The sequence below is a fragment of the Sphingomonas hengshuiensis genome, assembly GCF_000935025.1.
GTDB classification, from domain to species: Bacteria; Pseudomonadota; Alphaproteobacteria; order Sphingomonadales; family Sphingomonadaceae; genus Sphingomonas; species Sphingomonas hengshuiensis.
Genome location: NZ_CP010836.1, coordinates 1533001 through 1550995, shown reverse-complemented (window position 1 = coordinate 1550995; position 17995 = coordinate 1533001). Strand labels below are relative to the sequence as shown.

The 17995-nt window shown below is 67.3% G+C and carries 19 protein-coding genes; 13 read left to right on the top strand and 6 right to left on the bottom strand.

The genetic code is table 11. The annotated features are described in order from the left end of the window. Positions 1-10: 10 nt before the first annotated feature. Complete coding sequence (locus TS85_RS06850) at positions 11-1168, bottom strand: DUF1624 domain-containing protein (protein ID WP_155006329.1); 1158 nt, start codon at positions 1166-1168, stop codon at positions 11-13. 53 nt (positions 1169-1221) lie between these two features. On the opposite strand from TS85_RS06850, the gene TS85_RS06845 reads away from it, so the two are divergent. Then, the gene (locus TS85_RS06845) at positions 1222-3309 is read left to right on the top strand and encodes a TonB-dependent siderophore receptor (protein WP_227698704.1); all 2088 of its coding nucleotides are present in this window, start codon (positions 1222-1224) and stop codon (positions 3307-3309) included. Positions 3310-3406: 97 nt separating this feature from the next. Beyond that, positions 3407-3952 (top strand): glycine zipper 2TM domain-containing protein, encoded by a 546-nt coding sequence (locus tag TS85_RS06840; RefSeq protein WP_044331230.1) that lies wholly within the window; start codon positions 3407-3409, stop codon positions 3950-3952. Between the two features lie 114 nt (positions 3953-4066). Here the strand turns inward: TS85_RS06840 and TS85_RS06835 are convergent, their stop codons facing one another. From TS85_RS06835 to TS85_RS25280, 3 genes are all read right to left on the bottom strand, one after another. Beyond that, positions 4067-4576 carry a hemerythrin domain-containing protein gene (locus TS85_RS06835; protein ID WP_044331222.1) on the bottom strand — a complete coding sequence of 170 codons (510 nt, stop codon included), beginning with the start codon at positions 4574-4576 and terminating at the stop codon, positions 4067-4069. A 61-nt stretch (positions 4577-4637) separates the two neighbouring features. Further along, complete coding sequence (locus TS85_RS06830; protein WP_044331220.1) at positions 4638-5000, bottom strand: WYL domain-containing protein; 363 nt, start codon at positions 4998-5000, stop codon at positions 4638-4640. A gap of 78 nt (positions 5001-5078) precedes the next feature. Beyond that, positions 5079-5270, bottom strand: coding sequence for a hypothetical protein (locus TS85_RS25280; protein WP_155006328.1), 192 nt, complete (start codon positions 5268-5270; stop codon positions 5079-5081). Here TS85_RS25280 and TS85_RS06825 point away from each other — a divergent pair. The 9 genes from TS85_RS06825 to TS85_RS06785 all read left to right on the top strand — a co-directional run bounded on the left by TS85_RS06825 (position 5260) and on the right by TS85_RS06785 (position 14135). Next, complete coding sequence (locus TS85_RS06825) at positions 5260-6657, top strand: MFS transporter (protein ID WP_044331219.1); 1398 nt, start codon at positions 5260-5262, stop codon at positions 6655-6657. The two genes, TS85_RS25280 and TS85_RS06825, sit on opposite strands and share 11 nt — an antisense overlap. Before the next feature lie 83 nt (positions 6658-6740). Beyond that, positions 6741-8063, top strand: coding sequence for an MFS transporter (locus TS85_RS06820; RefSeq protein WP_044331218.1), 1323 nt, complete (start codon positions 6741-6743; stop codon positions 8061-8063). Further along, positions 8060-8980: a cysteine synthase A gene (cysK, locus tag TS85_RS06815; protein WP_044331217.1), complete on the top strand. Its 921-nt coding sequence runs from the start codon at positions 8060-8062 to the stop codon at positions 8978-8980. The genes TS85_RS06820 and cysK overlap by 4 nt, the downstream gene beginning before the upstream one ends. 87 nt (positions 8981-9067) lie before the next feature. Then, positions 9068-9379 carry a hypothetical protein gene (locus TS85_RS06810; RefSeq protein ID WP_155006327.1) on the top strand — a complete coding sequence of 104 codons (312 nt, stop codon included), beginning with the start codon at positions 9068-9070 and terminating at the stop codon, positions 9377-9379. A 179-nt stretch (positions 9380-9558) separates the two neighbouring features. Beyond that, a complete protein-coding gene (locus tag TS85_RS06805; RefSeq protein WP_173426218.1) occupies positions 9559-10968 on the top strand; it encodes a cell wall hydrolase in 1410 nt (469 codons plus the stop codon). Positions 10969-11010: 42 nt separating this feature from the next. Further along, entirely contained in the window at positions 11011-11370 is a 360-nt protein-coding gene (gene hisI / locus TS85_RS06800) for a phosphoribosyl-AMP cyclohydrolase (RefSeq protein ID WP_044331215.1), read from the top strand. Continuing rightward, positions 11367-11858 (top strand): hypothetical protein, encoded by a 492-nt coding sequence (locus TS85_RS06795; RefSeq protein WP_227698703.1) that lies wholly within the window; start codon positions 11367-11369, stop codon positions 11856-11858. Before hisI ends, TS85_RS06795 begins: the two co-directional genes overlap by 4 nt. Positions 11859-11898: 40 nt before the next feature. Continuing rightward, positions 11899-12321, top strand: coding sequence for a MerR family transcriptional regulator (locus TS85_RS06790; protein ID WP_044331214.1), 423 nt, complete (start codon positions 11899-11901; stop codon positions 12319-12321). A gap of 11 nt (positions 12322-12332) precedes the next feature. Further along, positions 12333-14135, top strand: coding sequence for an acyl-CoA dehydrogenase C-terminal domain-containing protein (locus TS85_RS06785; protein WP_044331212.1), 1803 nt, complete (start codon positions 12333-12335; stop codon positions 14133-14135). A gap of 46 nt (positions 14136-14181) precedes the next feature. Here the strand turns inward: TS85_RS06785 and TS85_RS06780 are convergent, their stop codons facing one another. Continuing rightward, a complete protein-coding gene (locus TS85_RS06780) occupies positions 14182-14427 on the bottom strand; it encodes a Rho termination factor N-terminal domain-containing protein (protein WP_044331210.1) in 246 nt (81 codons plus the stop codon). Between the two features lie 128 nt (positions 14428-14555). Between TS85_RS06780 and purF the strand changes: the two genes are divergently transcribed. Together purF and TS85_RS06770 are read left to right on the top strand one after the other, a co-directional pair. After that, positions 14556-16013 (top strand): amidophosphoribosyltransferase, encoded by a 1458-nt coding sequence (purF, locus tag TS85_RS06775; RefSeq protein ID WP_044331209.1) that lies wholly within the window; start codon positions 14556-14558, stop codon positions 16011-16013. 22 nt (positions 16014-16035) lie between these two features. Next, complete coding sequence (locus TS85_RS06770) at positions 16036-16746, top strand: SDR family NAD(P)-dependent oxidoreductase (RefSeq protein ID WP_044331208.1); 711 nt, start codon at positions 16036-16038, stop codon at positions 16744-16746. Here TS85_RS06770 and TS85_RS06765 read toward each other — a convergent pair. Next, entirely contained in the window at positions 16743-17948 is a 1206-nt protein-coding gene (locus tag TS85_RS06765; protein ID WP_227698702.1) for a serine hydrolase domain-containing protein, read from the bottom strand. The genes TS85_RS06770 and TS85_RS06765 overlap by 4 nt on opposite strands. Between the last annotated feature and the right edge of the window lie 47 nt (positions 17949-17995).

The following is a 17995-nucleotide window of genomic DNA, read 5'->3' as shown; positions in this document are numbered from 1 at the left end:
CCGCCCCCTCCTACAGATACCGCATCCATGCGGCACCGCTTCTGCGTTTCACCGCGGCGAACCGGCGGCACAGGAACCAGCACGGCACAGCGACAGCCCCCGCTAACAGCCACAGGCTCGCGACATTGGGCACGCTGACCAGCGCCGGCCCGCTGTGCGTCGCCAGCCCGGCAACCCGGTTTATCGCGTGGAGCAGGTACAGATGGAGCAGGTAGAAAAACAGCGGAGCCGCGCCGAATACCGCCAGCATGCGGACCAGCCCGCCGCCCCATCGCTCCAACGCGGCCAATAGCAGCAAGCCGATGCCCAGCGTCAGCAGCAGGAAATCGGCGGACGGCGGATATTTGGTCAGGTTGAGCAGGCGCATCGCCGTCGTCAGCGCGTCGCCCTGCACCTGCCATGGCACGGGCTCGCCATAGCCGTTCAGCGCCCGCAGCAGCGCGAACAGCAGCAATGCGCCGGCGCCGGTGGCTGCCAGCCGCCGTTGCCGCGCAACGGGCGCCACCTGCCGCGCGAACCACGGGCCGAGCGCATAGCCCAGCGCGATGACTCCGACCCACGGCAAGACGGGATAGGACGTGCGGGCACGCGCGCCCCCGGGAAGCTCGATAAATCCGCGCTCGTGCAGCACCGACCACAGGACGTGCCCCGGCCCGCCGGGCGGGGCGGCGATCCCGTCGAGCAGATTATGCCCGAATGCCAGCAGCACGCCGATACCGATCAGCGCCGGCCTGGGCAGGTATAGCAGCGCCGCGAGCGCGACCATCGACAGCCCGATCGCCCAGATGACCTGCAGGTATATGACCGAAGGGGTCGGATCGAAGGTCCAGGCGAAGTTCACCACGGTCCATTCGAGCACGATCAGGAACAGCCCCCGCTTCAGCAGGAACCCCGCCGCCGCCCCCCGCCCGCCCCGCGCATCGCCGTACAGCGCGGCGGCAAGCCCGGTGAGGAGCACGAACACCGGCGCGCACAGATGCGCGAGCAGCCGTGTGAAGAACAGTTCCGGCGGCGTGGTCGCCAGGTCCATGGGGTCGCGGACCTGCGCGTGCAGGTAAAAGAATTCGCGGCTGTGATCGACCAGCATCAACAGCATGACGACGCCCCGCAGCGCGTCGATCGACGCGATTCGCGCGGAGGGAATTGGGGTGGCGGAGGTGCTTGACATACCGGCAATCATAGGAAATTGGGATGTTACATCATCACACGAAAGGCAACCCCTTGCGCGCATCGATCCTGTTCGCCGCCACGACCTCCCTTGCCATCGCCGGCCCCGCTCTGGGCAATGATCGCCACGTTCCAACCGACGACGCCAAGGTCGGGGCGGAGGGCTGGGACAGCGAGATCGTCGTCCTCGGCACCCGCGAAACCCCCGCCGATCCCACGCTTTCCTCGGGCAAGACGACCGAGCGCATGTCGCAATCGAGCCGCTCGATCGAGCGCGATCTGCTCGCGGCGGCGGGCGCGTATCGGCTGGCGGACGCGCTGGAACTGGTGAGCGGAGTCAGCAACCAGAATAATCGCGGCGGAATCATGGACAATTTCGCGATCCGCGGCTTCCTGGGCACGCCCGATGGCGGCGCCGAATATTATGTCGACGGATTCCTCGCCAACCGCGGCATGGCCCCGCCGCGCGACCCCGCCACCGCCGAACGGATCGAATTGCTGAAGGGGCCATCGGGCGCCCTGTTCGGCGACATCGATCCCGGCGGCCGCGTGAACCTCGTCAGCAAGACCCCCAGGTTCGAACGCGCCGCCTCCGCGACCTTCACCTATGGATCCTTCGACACGAAGCGCGTCGAGCTGGACGCCACCGGACCGCTTTCCTCGACGCTCGCCGCGCGCATCGTGTTCGCGGCGGAGGATAGCGACGGCTGGCGCGATTTCGTGACGCTGCGCCGCCGCGTCGTCGCCCCCTCGCTCACCTGGGCACCCTCGGACGGCGCGCGGGTGACCTATATCGGCGAGATCACGCAATTCGATGCGCCGTTCGACCGCGGCGTCCCCGCGATCGCCGGCGACGCCAACGCCGTGCCGCGCAACCTTTTCTATGGCGAGCCGGGCGACGGGGTGACGCGCTTCAGGAACCAGCGACATCAGCTGACGGGGGTGTTCGGCCTGGGCGACGGATGGACGCTCAACACCGGCATCGCCTATCGCACGGGCACGCTTCAGGGCTATTCGTCCGACCACACATCGCTGCGCGCCGACGGGCGGACGCTGTGGCGCCAGCGCCGGCTGCGCGACTATTCGGTGGACGATCTGTCGGCGCGCGCGGAATTGTCGGGCAGCGTCGGCGCGCACCAGATCGCGATCGGCGTGAAGGGCTATTATCTCGACTATCACGACAAATATCTCCGCCGCAGCCCCAACGCCTCTGCCCCCTATGCGATCGATGTCTATGCGCCGGTCTATGGCGGCACCGCGCCGACCCCGGTCCCCTTCGTCGACAACCGCGAGAAGCGCTGGGCGGGCACCGTCTATGTGCAGGACATGTGGGACGTCACCGGGCGGCTGACGCTGCTCGGCGGCCTGCGCATCGACCCGTATCGCCAGCGGCTGCGCAACAACCTGACCGGCGTCACCGGGCGCAATGTCGATGCGCCGGTCAACGGGCGTGTCGGGGCGCGCTATCGCGTCAGCGACGTGCTGGCCCTCCATGCGAACTGGGGCGAGAGCTTCCTGCTCAATTCGGGCACCGACCGCAACGGCGACGGCTTCGCGCCCGAGCGCGGGCATGGCTATGAGATCGGCGCCAGCGCGGCGTGGCGCGGCGTCAACCTCGCGGCGACGTGGTTCGACATCACGAAACAGGGGATCCTCACCAACGACCCGACCGATCCGGGCTATCTCGCGCCGGTGGGCAAGCTGACCAGCCACGGAATCGAATTCGACGCGTCGGCAAATCTCGACCGCCACTGGCAGGTCGTCGCAAACTATGCCTGGACGCATGCCCGCACCGACGACGCGACCTTCGCGACCGATCGGGTGCTCGACGTCCCGACGCACAGCGGCACGCTGTTCCTCGTGGGACGCTATCTCGACGCCGACGGGCGCGGCCCCTCGCTCAGCGGCGGCGTCACCTATGTCGGTGATCGTGCGGGCGCCATCGACACCAGCGGCCTCGTGCTGCCGGCCTATGCGAAGGCGAAGGCCGCGGCCGAATATGCGTTCTCGCCGCGCGTGTCGGTCCGGCTGGAAGCGGACAACCTGTTCGACGCGCACTATGCGCAAAGCTCGTACAGCCCGGTATGGGTGTTCCCGGGCGCGCCGCGGACGGTGCGCGCCAGCCTGAAGATTCGCGTTTGAGGTGCAAGATTTCACGCCCGTTCATTACGCCTTCAGGCATATTGCTGGAACGTTTCCACGTCGTCAGCCGTAAGGGCGCGGATAAGAGGAGAATCCAATGAAGCATTTCACCTGCCTGGCAGCGATCGCCGTCGCCACTCTGTCGGTCGCCACCCCGGCGACGGCACAGACCGGAGGCGCACGCTATAGCGCGAGCCAGGACGAGGAGGCGCGGTTCGACGCTGCGCAGCGTCGCTTCGACAGCGAATATGAGGCGTTTCAGCAGGCGATCGAGCGCTATCGCCGCTTCCGCGCGACCAACACCGGCTGGAACGGTGGCCCGCCGCCGCCCCCGCCGCGCGTAGATCCCCGCGATGCTGCGCAGGAGGACTGGGATGCCCAGCGCTATTATCGCCAGGGCAATTACCAGGAACGCGTGCTGACGCGTGAGGACCGAGTCTATCGCGGTGAGGATGGCCGCTATTATTGCCGCCGTCCCGATGGCACCGCGGGCCTCGTTGTCGGCGCGGCAGCCGGCGGGCTGTTCGGCAATGTCATCGCCGGGCGCGGGTCGCGCACCGTCGGCACGTTGCTCGGTGCAATTGCCGGCGGCGCGCTCGGCAACTCGATCGACCGCAACAACCAGGAAGTCCGCTGCCGCTGATCGGCCGAAGCATTTTCGAGTTGACCGCTCACGGTCAACGACTCGGAAAATGCGGCAACCAAGACTAACGGCACCGACGCCGCCGCCCTTTCGGGGGCGGCGGCGCCACGGCCTTCAGACCGTGGCTTCGCGGAAGGAAATAGTCTCGGGCTTGGGCAGGCCATTGGCAGTATATTCGGCCACCAGCTCTTCCTTGCGCGCGCGGAGCTGATCGCCCAGCGCGTCCATGTCGAGCCCGGCACGCCGCGCCTGGGAGAACATGCCCTCCATGCGCATTTCCTCTTCGCCGACATGGTGCTCGATCTGCTCGGAGAGCACGCTCACCTTGGCTTCGTAAAACGCGTCGTCGGGGCCGCCCGCCTCGATCTCGGCGATCAGCACCTTGGCGCCGTCATGCTCGACATAGGCTTCCTTGAGCATATCGTCGTCGATCTTGCCTTCGCACGCCGGGTAGAAAATCTCTTCCTCGATCTTGGCGTGGACGGTCAGCTCGAGGCAGATCTGCCGCGCGATCTTGGCCTTGCGACCGTCGCCGCTCGCCTTTTCGAATTGCTCGAACAGATCTTCGACGGTGCGGTGGTCCGCCTTTAAAAGCGCAATCGCGTCCTGCTTGGTATCAGCCATGGAAAATGCCTCCTTGTTCCAGAGGCATAAGCCGATCACCCGGCGCTTCGTTCCACGGGCTTTACAGTTGCGAGTCGTTCGCGGGAGGCTCGATCGCCATCAGCGTCACACCGGCATATTTGGCCGCCTCGGGCTGGAACATATCGCTCGCCTCGAACGGGCGCTGGAGCAGCTGCAGGTCGTTGAGCCCATCGAGCTTGAACACCCCCATCTTCGGCTCGCGGGGCAGCATCCCTTCGCGCGACACGACGAAGGCGTCGACGTAGAGCGCCGCGTTGCGGGTATAGAGGATGTGCGGCGCAAGGATCATCCGCGTGCGATTATACGTCGCAGAGAGGCAAAGCTGGCGGACGATCGCTTCGAGCACGGTCGGTGTCGCACCGCTCGGCCCATCGGGGCGCTCGGCTTCGAGAGTCAGTTTCATACCCCTTCATATCGCGCATTGCTGCGCCGCAGCAAGGGGGCGACACCCCGCCCCCACACTAGCTATAGCGACTTTTGCTCAGTGCCAGAAGATCAGCAGCAAAAGGATGATCGGAATGGGGATGCCCACCAGCCACAACAAAATGCCTTTACCCATTCCAACCTCCTGACGCGTGAATTCGCGTCCTTGAGAACCGCCGGGTCCTGCGCGCGTTCCATCGGGCTTGGAACCAAGGCGCGCTTCGGGCACTGAGCGGCGCGTGACCGACACGCCTTCCCTTCCCTTGCGCCGCCGGGTCCAGGCGATCGCCGCGATTTCGTTCGGCACTGCGCTGGTCGTGATCGACGGCGCGATCGCCACTGTCGCGCTGCCGACGATCGCGCGCGATCTTGCGGTCGACAGCGCTGCGGCGGTGGCGGTGGTGACGGTGTATCAGCTCGTGCTGGTGATGCTGTTGCTGCCCTTTTCGGGGCTCGGCGACCGCTTCGGGCTCAAGCGAGTCTATCAGATCGGCCAGCTCGTCTTCGCCGCAGCCACGTTGCTCTGCTTCTTCGCCAAGAGCCTGCCGTTCCTGCTCATCGTCCGCGCGGTCCAGGCCGGCGGCGCGGCGGCGGCGCTCAGCGTGTCCTCGGCGCTGCTCCGCCAGATCTATCCGCCGCAGCAACTGGGTCGGGGACTCGGGATCAATTCGGTGGTGGTGTCCAGCTCGGCGGCGCTTGCGCCGACGCTGGGCGGGTTGGTGCTCGCGATCGGCCCCTGGCCCTGGGTCTTCGCCTCGGCAGTGCCCTTCGCCGTCGCCAGCCTGTTGCTCGGCCGGGCGCTGCCCGAAACCAGGCCCGGCACCGAGCCGTTCGACATCGTGGGCGCGATACTGTGCGCGGCGATGTTCGGGCTGGTGATCGGCGGGCTCGAAAGCGCAGTCCATGGCGACAGCCCGGTGGTATCCGCGGCGGTGGTTGCTGCGGGCGTTTTCATCGGCGTGCTGTTCGTCCGGCGCGAGCGCGGCGAGGCCAAGCCGATCCTGCCGGTCGATCTGCTCACGCGCCCGGTGCTCGCGCTGTCGACGATCGGGGCGTTCACGGCGTTCATCGCGACGATGACGACCTTGCTCTCGCTGCCCTTCCGCCTCCAGCACGAATATGGCTTCGCGCCGTCCGAAGTCGGCGCGGTGCTCGCGCCCTGGCCGCTGACGACGATGATCGTCGCGCCGCTCGCGGGGGCGTTGTCCGATCGCTATCCGGCGGGCGCGCTGGGCGGGATCGGGATGACGATTGCGGTGGCCGGGCTCGTCGCGCTCGCCTTCCTTCCGGCAGACCCCGGCTGGTTCGACATTGCGTGGCGGATGTCGCTGGCCGGCGCCGGATTCGGGCTGTTCCTGTCGCCGAATGCACGGCTGATCATCGGCTCGGCGCCGATCGACCGCGCCGCCGCCGCGGGCGGGCTGATCTCCACGACGCGGATGGTGGGGCAGACCACGGGCGCAACGCTGGTAGCCGCACTTCTGGCGATGGGGATCGGCGGCGGCATCGTTCCCCCGCTGACCGCCGCGGGGCTGGCGCTGATCGCCGGGCTGTGCAGCCTCGCGCGGCTCAATCCCTCGCTCCGCAACCCGCCGGGCGACGAGACCGCCGCGGTCCAGCCCGCACAGGTGCGCTGAGCCGACAAGGCGAAAGCAGAATGATGGCCACCCCCCGGCAATGCTTCGTTGCACGGCCGCGAGCGACGCGCCAATAGCGGGGCATGGCACCGCATCCCTTCACCATCCCCAATTTCCGCTTCTACTGGGTAGCGCGGCTCTCGGCGACGCTGGGGCAGATGGCGATGGTCATCGTCATCGGGTGGCAGGTATACGACATCGCGCGCGAGACGATGACGATCAAGGAAGCGGCGTTCCAGCTTGGCCTGATCGGCGTGGCGCAATTCCTGCCGTTGCTCTGCCTGTCGCTGTTCGCCGGATGGGTCGCCGATCGGCTCGACCGGCGCTGGATCGCCCGCGCCGCGCTGTCGCTTGAGGCATTCTGCGCGCTCAGCCTGGCGTGGCTGACCTATAGCCATGCGGTAACGCTGCCTGCTTTGTTCGGGATCGCCGCGCTGCTCGGCGTCGCGCGCGCCTTTGCCGGGCCGGCGCTCGGCGCGCTGTCGCCCAACCTCGTGCCCAAGGCGAGCCTGCCCACCGCGATCGCGCTGAGCTCGGTATCCTGGCAGGTCGGGACCGTCATCGGCCCGGCGCTGGGCGGCTATCTCTACGCCGCGACCGACTGGCTGCCCTATACGGTGTCGGGCGGGCTGTTCCTGCTCTCGTTCCTGATGCTGATGCTGATCGGGCCGGTGCCGCGCAGCACAGCCAAATTCACCGGCAGCCCCTGGGCGCAGATGGTCGACGGGCTGCATTATGTCCGCCGCAACCGGCTGGTGCTCGGCGCGATTTCGCTCGATTTGTTCGCGGTGCTGCTGGGCGGCGCCACGGCGATGCTGCCGGTCTATGCCCGCGACATTCTCCAGGTCGGATCGGCCGGTCTCGGCCATTTGCGCGCGGCACCTGCGCTGGGGGCGGTGCTGACGGCGATCCTGTTCTCGTGGCGGCCGCTGCGCACCGAAGTGGGGCTCAAGATGCTCGGCGCGGTCGCGCTGTTCGGCGCGGCGACCGTCGTATTCGGCCTGTCGGCGCCTTTGCTCCTTCCGATCTTCGGCCCCGCCGCGATCGGGCATGATTTCGCCCCCGCGGTGATTGTCGCGCTGGTCGCGCTGTTCGTGCTCGGCGCCGCCGACATGGTCTCGGTCTATGTCCGCCAGTCACTGATCCAGCTCTATACCCCCGATGCGATGCGCGGGCGGGTGGGCGCGGTATCGACGCTGTTCGTATCCGGATCGAACGAGCTGGGCGAGGCCGAGTCGGGCTTTCTCGCCGCGCTGATCGGTCCGGTCGCCGCAGTGGTGGGTGGCGGCGTGGGCGCGATCCTTGTCACGGCGTTATGGGCCAGGCTATTCCCGGAGCTGAGGCGGGCGCGTACCTTCGATCCTCCGGCCAATCTGGAAATCCCTCCCAAGGAGATGACGACATGAAGGCCCATACGATCCTGGAAACGATCGGGAACACCCCGCACATCCGCGTGCCGAAGCTGTTCCCCGACGCCGAAGTGTGGATCAAGTCCGAGCGATCGAACCCCGGCGGATCGATCAAGGACCGAATCGCACTCGCGATGGTCGAGGCGGCGGAGGCGTCGGGCGACCTGCTGCCCGGCGGTACGATCATCGAGCCGACCAGCGGCAACACCGGCGTCGGGCTCGCGATGGTCGCGGCGGTCAAGGGCTATAAGCTCGTGCTGGTGATGCCCGAGAGCATGTCGCTCGAACGCCGCCGGCTGATGCTCGCTTATGGCGCGACCTTCGACCTCACCCCGCGCGAAAAGGGGATGAAGGGCGCGATCGAGCGCGCGATGGAACTGGTGTCGGAGACGCCGGGCGCGTGGATGCCGCAACAGTTCGAGAATGCCGCGAACATCGACGTCCATGTCCGCACCACTGCCCAGGAAATCCTTGCCGACTTCGCCGATACGCCGATCGACGTGATCATCACCGGCGTCGGCACCGGCGGTCACATCACCGGCGTCGCCGAGACGCTCAAGAAGAGCTGGCCGGGGCTCAAGGTCTATGCGGTCGAGCCCGAGCTTTCGCCGGTCATTTCGGGCGGGACGCCGGGGCCGCATCCGATCCAGGGCATCGGCGCGGGCTTCGTGCCGCGCAACCTCCACACCGACTCGATCGACGGCGTGATCAAGGTCGACGCCGCCGTCGCCAAGGACATGGCCCGCCGCGCCGCCCGCGAGGAAGGCATGCTCGTGGGCATCAGCTCGGGCGCGACGCTCGCCGCGATTCTCCAGAAGCTTCCCGACCTGCCCGAGGGCGTCCGGGTGCTGGGGTTCAATTATGATACAGGTGAACGCTATTTGAGCGTCCCGGACTTCCTTCCGGAGAGCTGAACACACTGGCGTAAGCCCTTCGATCATCGTATTTTACTCGAGTCGGGGTAGAATACGATGTTCCGGGGGGAAATCGTGCGAAACGCAATGATCGTGGTCAGCGTGATGCTGGCCCTGTATCTCGGGTGGCCGCTGGCTTTCGGCGGCCCCAATCGAGTCGTAGAGACGCCGGCGGAGGCGCGCGGGGTCGGCGCGACGGTGGCGCCCCAGCCCGGCCTTTCGGTCGCCGCGGCGCTGGCTTCCGCGCTGGAGACGGTCCGGGCCGCCAAGCCGGAGACGTGCTACAAACGCTATCGCCGCGAAGTGAACCTGTGCGACGGCGCCAGCGGTGCGGCATGCAGGCTGGGCGCCGCCGACCATTGGGACATGTGCGAGGCGACCGGCTTCTGGCCGAAATGATCTAGCCGGGTCTGAGGAACGCGCGCGACGCGGCGTTTCGGCGGCGATATGGTTCCATGTGGCACGCTTCTGCGTTAAGGGCCCCACCGCCATGGAGCAGCCCTTGCCCGAAGCCCGTTTCGTCCTCCGCACGCCCCGCCGCATCCCCGCGGCGCAAGGCTGACCTGCGCCCGATGCTGATGGCTTCGCCAACGCCGCCCGCGGTCGCGTCGCGCCCCGCCGTGCCGCTCACGCTCCAGGCGATCCTCGCGCTGGTCGCGCTCGTGGCGATCGCGGTCCCGCTGCTGCTCGTGCTGGTAACGCCGCGTGTCGTCGTGCCGAAGCACCCGCCCGTGATCGTCTCGAACCGCGTGGTTCCCAAGGCCGAGCTCCCCCCCGTCGAGCCGGTCGCGCTGCAGGCGGTCGACCCCGACGACGCCCGCGCGATCAACGCGTCGGTTCCCTTTTCCACCCTCCCCAACCCCGCCGCACGCGCGTTCAAGCTCGTCGGCGCGCTCGACAGCCAGACGCGCGCAGTCGATTGCCTAGCCGCCGCGGTCTATTACGAAGCCGGCGACGACGCCGTCGGCGAGCGGGCGGTGGCGCAGGTGATCGTCAACCGGATGCGCCACCCCGCCTTCCCCAAGACGATCTGCGGCGTGGTGTTCCAGGGCGAAGAGCGCACCACCGGCTGCCAGTTCACCTTCACCTGCGACGGCGCGATGCAGCGCTACATGCCGACCCCGGCGGCATGGGCGCGCGCGCGCGACATCGCGCAAAAGGCACTGAGCGGCACCGTGTACAAGCCGGTCGGCCACGCGACGCATTACCACACCGACTGGGTCGTCCCCTATTGGAGCGCCAGCCTCGAGAAGATCAGCGAGGTCCACACGCATCTGTTCTTCCGCTGGGCCGGATGGTGGGGCACCCCGCCCGCGTTCAACCGCGGCTATGCCGGAATCGAGCCCAATATCGCCCAGATGGCACGACTCTCGCCCGCGCATCAGGCGAGCGCCGATACCCCGCTTCCGGGCGCGCTCGGCCCCGATGGCGCGCCGCTCGATCCCGCTGCGATCCCCGAAGGCGCGATCCCGGCGGCGATGGCAACCACGGGGGCGGATGCGAACAACTTCCTCGTGACGCTCGACCGAGCGATGCGCCCCGACGACTTCGCCGCGCTCGCGGTGCGCACCTGCGGCCAGCGCGCCTATTGCAAGTTCATGGCCTGGGCCGACCCGAAACAGACGCCGTCCAAGCTGCCGCTCACCAGCGCACAGGTCGCGTCGATGTCGTTCAGCTATCTGCGCGACTATGATCAGGGTTTTGCCAAGGCGCTGTGGAACTGCGCGCAATATCGCCGCCCCAGCCCGATCCAGTGCATGCGCGCCCAGCCCCCTGCGCTGCTCCCCGCGCCCGCGCCCACGGCCACCCCGACGCCCGGTGCCGTCCCCGATCCAAGAGTGGCGGCGCCGCTGCCGGGTGCGCTGCCCGGCGTCCGCCGCAAAAGCGAGACCGCGCCCGCCGCGGCGCGACCGCAGCTCAACCTGACGCTTCCCGGCGCGCGGCCCACCCCGGCGCCGAGCCCGACCCCAAGGCCGTCTGCGCCCTAGCATCGGGGTGACGCTGCGCGCGAACCGCGCTAGACTGGCGGCGTGACCAATGACCGTGAAACGGGCGCAACGCTCGACCCCCGCTATGATGCCTCCGGGCTGATCACCGCCGTCGCCACCGATCTGTCGGGGGCGCTGCTGATGGTCGCGCATATGAATGCCGAGGCACTGGCGAAGACGCTGGAGACCGGCGAGGCGACCTTCTGGTCGCGGAGCCGCGCGCGCCTTTGGAAAAAGGGCGAGACCTCGGGGCATGTGCTGAAGCTGGTCGAGGCGCGGATCGACTGCGATCAGGACGCGATCTGGCTGCGGTGCGAGCCGATGGGGCCGGCCTGCCATACCGGCGAGCGAAGCTGCTTCTACCGCCGGATCGAGGATGGCGCGCTGGTCCGCGACGCGTGAGGGCGCTGGCGCTGCTGCTAGTGCTCGCGGGCTGCTCGGGCGGCGGGGCACCGGCACAGAATGGCGCGCAATCACAGGATCTGGAAAGCGCCGCGATCGCGCGCGGGCTGGTGCGCGATCCCGCCGATACCGAGATTGTCGGCCTCTACGCGCGCGACACCGACCGGCTGTGCATCGTCAAATCGGGGATGGCGTACCGCGTCGGCGCCTTTGTCGATTATGGCGACCGGATCACCTGTAGCGGGTCGGGAACGGTCGGCCGCGTGGGCGAAACGCTGCGGATCGCGCTGGGCGACCGGGGGTGCAGTTTCGACGCGCGCTTCGACGGCGACAAGATCAGCTTTCCAGGAGCCTTGCCCGAGGCGTGCGAAGCGCTGTGCGCGCGCCGCGCCTCCTATGCCGGGCTCGAAGTCACGCGGATGAGCGAGTCGTCGGCGGAGGCCGCGGCGATGCGCGATGCCGCCGGGCGGCGGCTCTGCGGGGACTGACGGAGTTGACGTTCACGTAAGGGGAAGGTAGGTACGCATCATGTCTGTAGCCGCACTCTCCGTCGCAGGCCTGGCGCCGATCGAGCCCGCCGATCGCGAATCCTTTTCGATCACCGACCTGTGCGCCGAATTCGGCGTTACGCCGCGCGCGCTGCGCTTCTACGAGGATGAGGGGCTGATCGCCCCCGAGCGGCGCGGCACCCAGCGCATCTATTCGCAGCGCGATCGCGCGCGACTCGCCTGGATATTGCGCGGCAAGCGCGTCGGCTTCAGCCTCGCCGAGATCCGCGAGATGATCGACCTGTACGATATCGGCGACGGCCGCCGCGTCCAGCGCCAGGTGACGCTGGCCCGCTGCCGCGACCGGATCGCGCTGCTCGAAAGCCAGAAGCGCGACATCGATGCGCATATCTCCGAATTGCAAGAATTCGTCGAACTGCTCGAAAGCAGAGACGCCGACTGAGGAACCCTGAAATGCCGCAATATACCCCCCCTATCCGCGATACGCGCTTCGTTCTCGACAAGGTGATCGGGCTGGATCGCTATGCCAACCTGCCCGGCTTCCAGAACGCGACCCCCGATACCGTCGAGGCGGTGCTCGAACAGGGCGGCCAATTCGTCGCCGAAGTGCTGTTCCCGCTCAACCAGGTCGGCGACCAGCAGGGCTGCACCCGCCACGCCGACGGCAGCGTCACCACGCCCGACGGCTTCAAGGAAGCCTATGCCCAGTTCGTCGAGGCGGGTTGGGGCACGCTGAGCACGCCGGAGGAATTCGGCGGACAGGCAATGCCGCACATCATCTCGACGGCGTTTCAGGAATATATGATCTCCGCCAACATGGCGTTCGCCATGTATTTCGGGCTCACTCACGGCGCGATCTCGTCGCTGCTGGTCAAGGGGTCGCGCGAGCAGCAGGCGATGTACATCCCCAAGATGGCGTCGGGCGAATGGGGCGGCACCATGAACCTGACCGAGCCGCAATGCGGCACCGACCTGGGCCTGATCCGCACCCGCGCCGAGCCGAATGCGGACGGCAGCTACAGCATCACCGGCACGAAGATCTTCATTTCGTCGGGCGACCATGACCTGACCAGCAACATCATCCATCTGGTGCTCGCCAAGACCCCCGGCGCGCCGGAGAGCAGCAAGGGCATCTCGCTGTTCGTGGTGCCGAAGGTCATCGTCAACGACGACGGATCGCTGGGCGAACGCAACGCGGTGTCGTGCGGCTCGATCGAGCACAAGATGGGCATCCACGGCAATTCGACCTGCGTCATGAACTATGACGGCGCCAAGGGCTGGCTCGTCGGCGAGGAGATGAAGGGCCTCGCCGCGATGTTCATCATGATGAACGCCGCGCGGCTGGGCGTCGGGCTCCAGGGGCTTGGCGTCGGCGAGACCGCCTATCAGAACGCAGTGCAATATGCCGGCGATCGCCGCCAGGGCCGCGCACTGACCGGGCCGCAGGAGCCGGGCGAGAAAGCCGACACGCTGTTCGTCCACCCCGATGTCCGCCGCATGCTGATGGAGGCCAAGGCCCAGACCGAGGGGCTGCGCGCTTTGTGCCTGTGGGCCGCGCTCCAGGTCGACCTCGAACACGCCGCCGCCACCGAGGAAGAGCGCCAGCTCGCCGCCGACCTGATCGGGCTGCTCACCCCGGTCATCAAGGGCGTCGGGACCGATATCGGCTATAAGGTCGCGACCGACAGCCAGCAGGTCTATGGCGGCCATGGCTACATCGCTGAATGGGGCATGGAGCAATATGTCCGCGATGCCCGGATCGCGATGATCTATGAAGGCACCAATGGCGTCCAGGCGATGGACCTTGTCGGTCGCAAGCTCGCGCTGAACGGCGGGCGCGCGGTGCAGGCGTTCTTCAAGCTCGTGAGCGAGGACATCGCCGCAGCCAAGGGCGACGAGCAGCTCAATGGCTTTGCTGAATCGCTCGAAAAGGGCCTCGGGCATCTCCAGGGCGCGACGATGTGGCTCGCCGCCAATGGCTTCAAGAACCCGAACCATGTCGGCGCGGGCGCCTATCCCTATATGCAGCTCACCGGCACCGTGGCGCTGGGCATGATGTGGCTGCGCATGGCGAAGGCCGCTGCCGAGGGGCTCGCAGCCGGTGCCGCCGACGCCAAGTTCCTCGAGGCGAAGCTGGTCACCGCGCGCTTCTATTTCGAACGCTTCCTGCCGGATGCCGGCGGATTGCGGCGCAAGATCGAGAGCGGCAGCGATGCCGTGATGGCGCTCGACCCCGAGATGTTCCGCGCGGCGTAAAGGACTGCACGTTGCGGGCGGGGCAACCCTGCCCGCAACTTCGCCGTCACCGACCGCGAATCGCCTCGATCAGTTCGCCCTTCGACATCTTCGACCGGCCCTCGATTCCGATCTCCTTCGCCTCGGCGTAAAGGTCGTCCTTGCTCCGCGAATCGAGCCGCCCCTTATGGTCGAGCGTGCCCGCCGCCTTGGCATTCGCGATCCGCGCGGCCTTCTCCTTGGAGGCGCCGTCCCGGCGCAAATCCTCATACAACTTGTCGTTTTTTACCTGGGGTCCGTGGTTTTTGGGCATTTCCAATCTCCTCAGGAGGCTGAAAACCACCGAAAATTGCCCGGGTTCATTTCTTTGTGACGAAGCGGCGACAAAGCCGCACGGACGCCCTATATGCCGGGCGCGAGTTACGAACCCCATGAGGGCCGATGCTTACCACACATCCGTTTGACGACGACAAGCTGCGCGAAGAGTGCGGCATCTTTGGTGTTTCCGGCGCGGAGGGCGCCGCCGCGCTGGTTGCGCTGGGGCTCCATGCTCTCCAGCACCGCGGTCAGGAAGCGGCGGGGATAACCAGCTGGGACGGGAATCAGTTCCACACCCATCGCGCAATGGGCCATGTCGCGGGCAATTTCGACCGCGACGAGGTCATTCGCGCGCTGGTCGGGACCACCGCCGCCGGCCATGTCCGCTACTCCACCACCGGCGAGACCGCGATCCGCAACGTCCAGCCGCTCTATGCCGAGCTGGCGAGCGGCGGCTTTGCGGTGGCGCATAACGGCAATATCTCGAACGCGATGCGGCTGCGGCGCGACCTCGTCCGGCGCGGCGCGATCTTCCAGTCGACCTCGGACACCGAAGTCATCATCCATCTGGTCGCGACGTCGCAATATCGCACGCTGATCGATCGCTTCATCGATGCGCTGAAGCGCGTCGAGGGCGCCTATTCGCTGATCGTGATGACGCCGGAGGGCATGATCGCCTGCCGCGATCCGCTGGGCATCCGCCCACTGGTGATGGGCCGGTTGGACGACACGATCGTCTTCGCGTCCGAAACCGTCGCGCTCGACGTGGTCGGCGCCGACTATGTCCGTGACGTGGAGCCGGGCGAACTGGTGATCGTCAAGGGCACCGAGCTGTCGTCGCACAAGCCGTTCGCGCCGCAATCGCCGCGCCCCTGCATCTTCGAATATGTCTATTTCTCGCGCCCCGATTCGATCAGCGACGATCGCTCGGTCTATTCGGTGCGCAAGGCGATCGGCGCGCAGCTGGCGATCGAATCGCCGGTCGAGGCCGACCTCGTCGTCCCAGTCCCCGATTCGGGCGTCCCCGCCGCGATCGGCTATGCCCAGCAAAGCGGCATTCCGTTCGAGCTGGGGATCATCCGCTCGCACTATGTCGGCCGCACCTTCATCCAGCCGGGCGACAAGGTCCGCCATCTCGGCGTCAAGCTGAAGCACAATGCGAATCGCGAGCTGATCAAGGGCAAGCGCGTCGTGCTGATCGACGATTCGATCGTGCGCGGCACAACCAGCCTCAAGATCGTGCAGATGATGCACGAGGCGGGCGCGGCGGAGGTGCATATGCGCATTGCCTCGCCCCCCACCCGCCATAGCTGCTTCTACGGCGTCGACACCCCCGAACGCGCCAAGCTGCTCGCGGCCAAGCTCGACGTGGGCGGGATGACCGACTTCATCCACGCCAACAGCCTCGCCTTTATTTCGATCGACGGGCTGTACAAGGCGCTGGGCGAGGCGCGGCGTGCCGACATCAATCCCAAATATTGCGATGCCTGCTTCACCGGCGATTATCCGACGTCGCTGACCGACCAGGACGAGCTGACTCCGGTTGACCAATTCGCGCTTCTGGAAGAACGGGTTGGTTGATCCCGTCGCTTCGGAGACTCGCGTGACCACAAAACCTCTTGCCGGCCAGACGGCCCTCGTCACCGGCGCCAGCCGCGGGATCGGCGCCGCGTCGGCGCTCGCGCTCGGCGCCGCGGGCGCGCATGTGATCCTTACGGCGCGCACCGCCGGCGGGCTCGAGCAGGTCGAGGAGGCGATCCACGCCGCAGGCGGCAGCGCGACGATCGCGCCGATGGACCTGACCGAGAATGAGAGCATCTCCCGGCTCGCCGCCGCAGTGTCCGAGCGTTGGACCGCGCTCGACATGCTGCTGCTCAACGCCGCGTCGCTGGGGACGCTGAGCGCGGTCACCGCGATCGACTTCAAGGAATTCGCCAAGGTGCTGACGCTCAACGTCACCGCACAGGCGGCGATCCTCGCGGCGTTCGACCCGATGCTGCGCAAGGCGACACAGGCGCGGGTGATCGGCGTCACCTCCAGCGTGGGCCGCATCCCGCGCGCCTATTGGGGGATGTACGGCGCGTCGAAGGCGGCGTTCGACAATCTGCTGCTCAGCTATGGCGAAGAAGTCCGCCACATCTCTGGAATCCGCACCGCGATCCTCGATCCCGGCGCCACCCGGACGAAAATGCGCGCCCGCGCCTTCCCCGGCGAAGACGCGCAGACCGTCAAGCCGCCCGAAGTCGTCGCAGAACGGATCGCAGCGCTGATGATCGCGGGCTTCGCGCCCGGCCATTTCGAGCGGGTGGGTTAACGCGCCGCCGTTGACGCGAACAGCCGGTCGACGAACGCCATCCGCGCCGCGCCATAGGCCGAGTCGGTCGCTTTCGGCGCGGCGGCGGAAATCGCGATCACCGTACGCGTCTTCGGGTCGATCCCGATCGTCTGCCCGAATATCCCGATCGCGCCGAAACGGCCCTCGGGATAGACCCACCATTGATAGCCATAGCCAAAGCCGGGGCGCGCGAACGCCGCCTGCGCGCGCGTCGATTCGGCGATCCAGTCCGCGGGCACCACGCCCTTGCCGCCTTCCAGCGCAAACTGCCCCATCCGCGCATAGTCGCGCAGGCTGACCGACAGGCAGCATCCGCTGACTTCATGCCCCGACGGATCGACCATCCAGAAGGCATCGCGCTCCATGCCGAACGGCTTCCAGATCTTGTCGCTCAGATAGGTCGCCAGCGGCTTGCCCGTCGCGCGCATCACCAGCACGCCGATCAAATTGGTCTCGCCGGTCTTGTACACCCATTTGCTGCCCGGGGCGGTCTCGCGCGGGAGCTTCTTCATGTAGAAGACGGTCGGGTCCTCCCCCGCGGGCACCGGCTCGAGAAACATCCGCGCCACGTCCGACTTCACGTCGGTATAATCCTCGTTCCAGCGCACGCCCGAGGTCATCGTCAGCAGTTGCGCGATCGTCACCCCGTCATAGCCGCTGCCCGCCAGCTCGGGGATGTACTTGGTCACGGGCTCGCCCACCGACTTGATATAGCCATCACGGATCGCCGCGCCGACCAGCGCCGACGTAAACGACTTGGCCACCGAGAAGCTGGTCCAGCGCCCCTGCGGGCCATAGCCGCGCGCATAGCGTTCCAGCCGCACCTTGCCGTCCTGGAGCACGATCAGCCCCGACACATTCTGTGCCGCGATAAAGGCGTCGATCTCCGCCTCGGGCACCGCCAGCGGCTTGCCCGCCGGAAGCGCGCGGACCTTGCCGCCGGCCTTGACGATATGGCCGGGGAAGATCTTTTCCATCGCCGGGAAGTTGGCGTCGCGCTGTGCCTGGCTCCAGAACAGCACTTCGGCGCCGACCTTGCGCAGCCCAGCGGTATCGCCGGGTTTGATCTGCACGTCGGGCGACACGACCGCCTGCCCCGCTGCGGGACCGGCCATCCCGAGCGCCAGCGCACCCGCCACTATCCATGCCTTCGCCATCATCCCCTCCTTCACGAGCGTCACTCGCGCTACGTCGATGCTGCCGCCCCGAAAGCCGCCTTCGCAATACA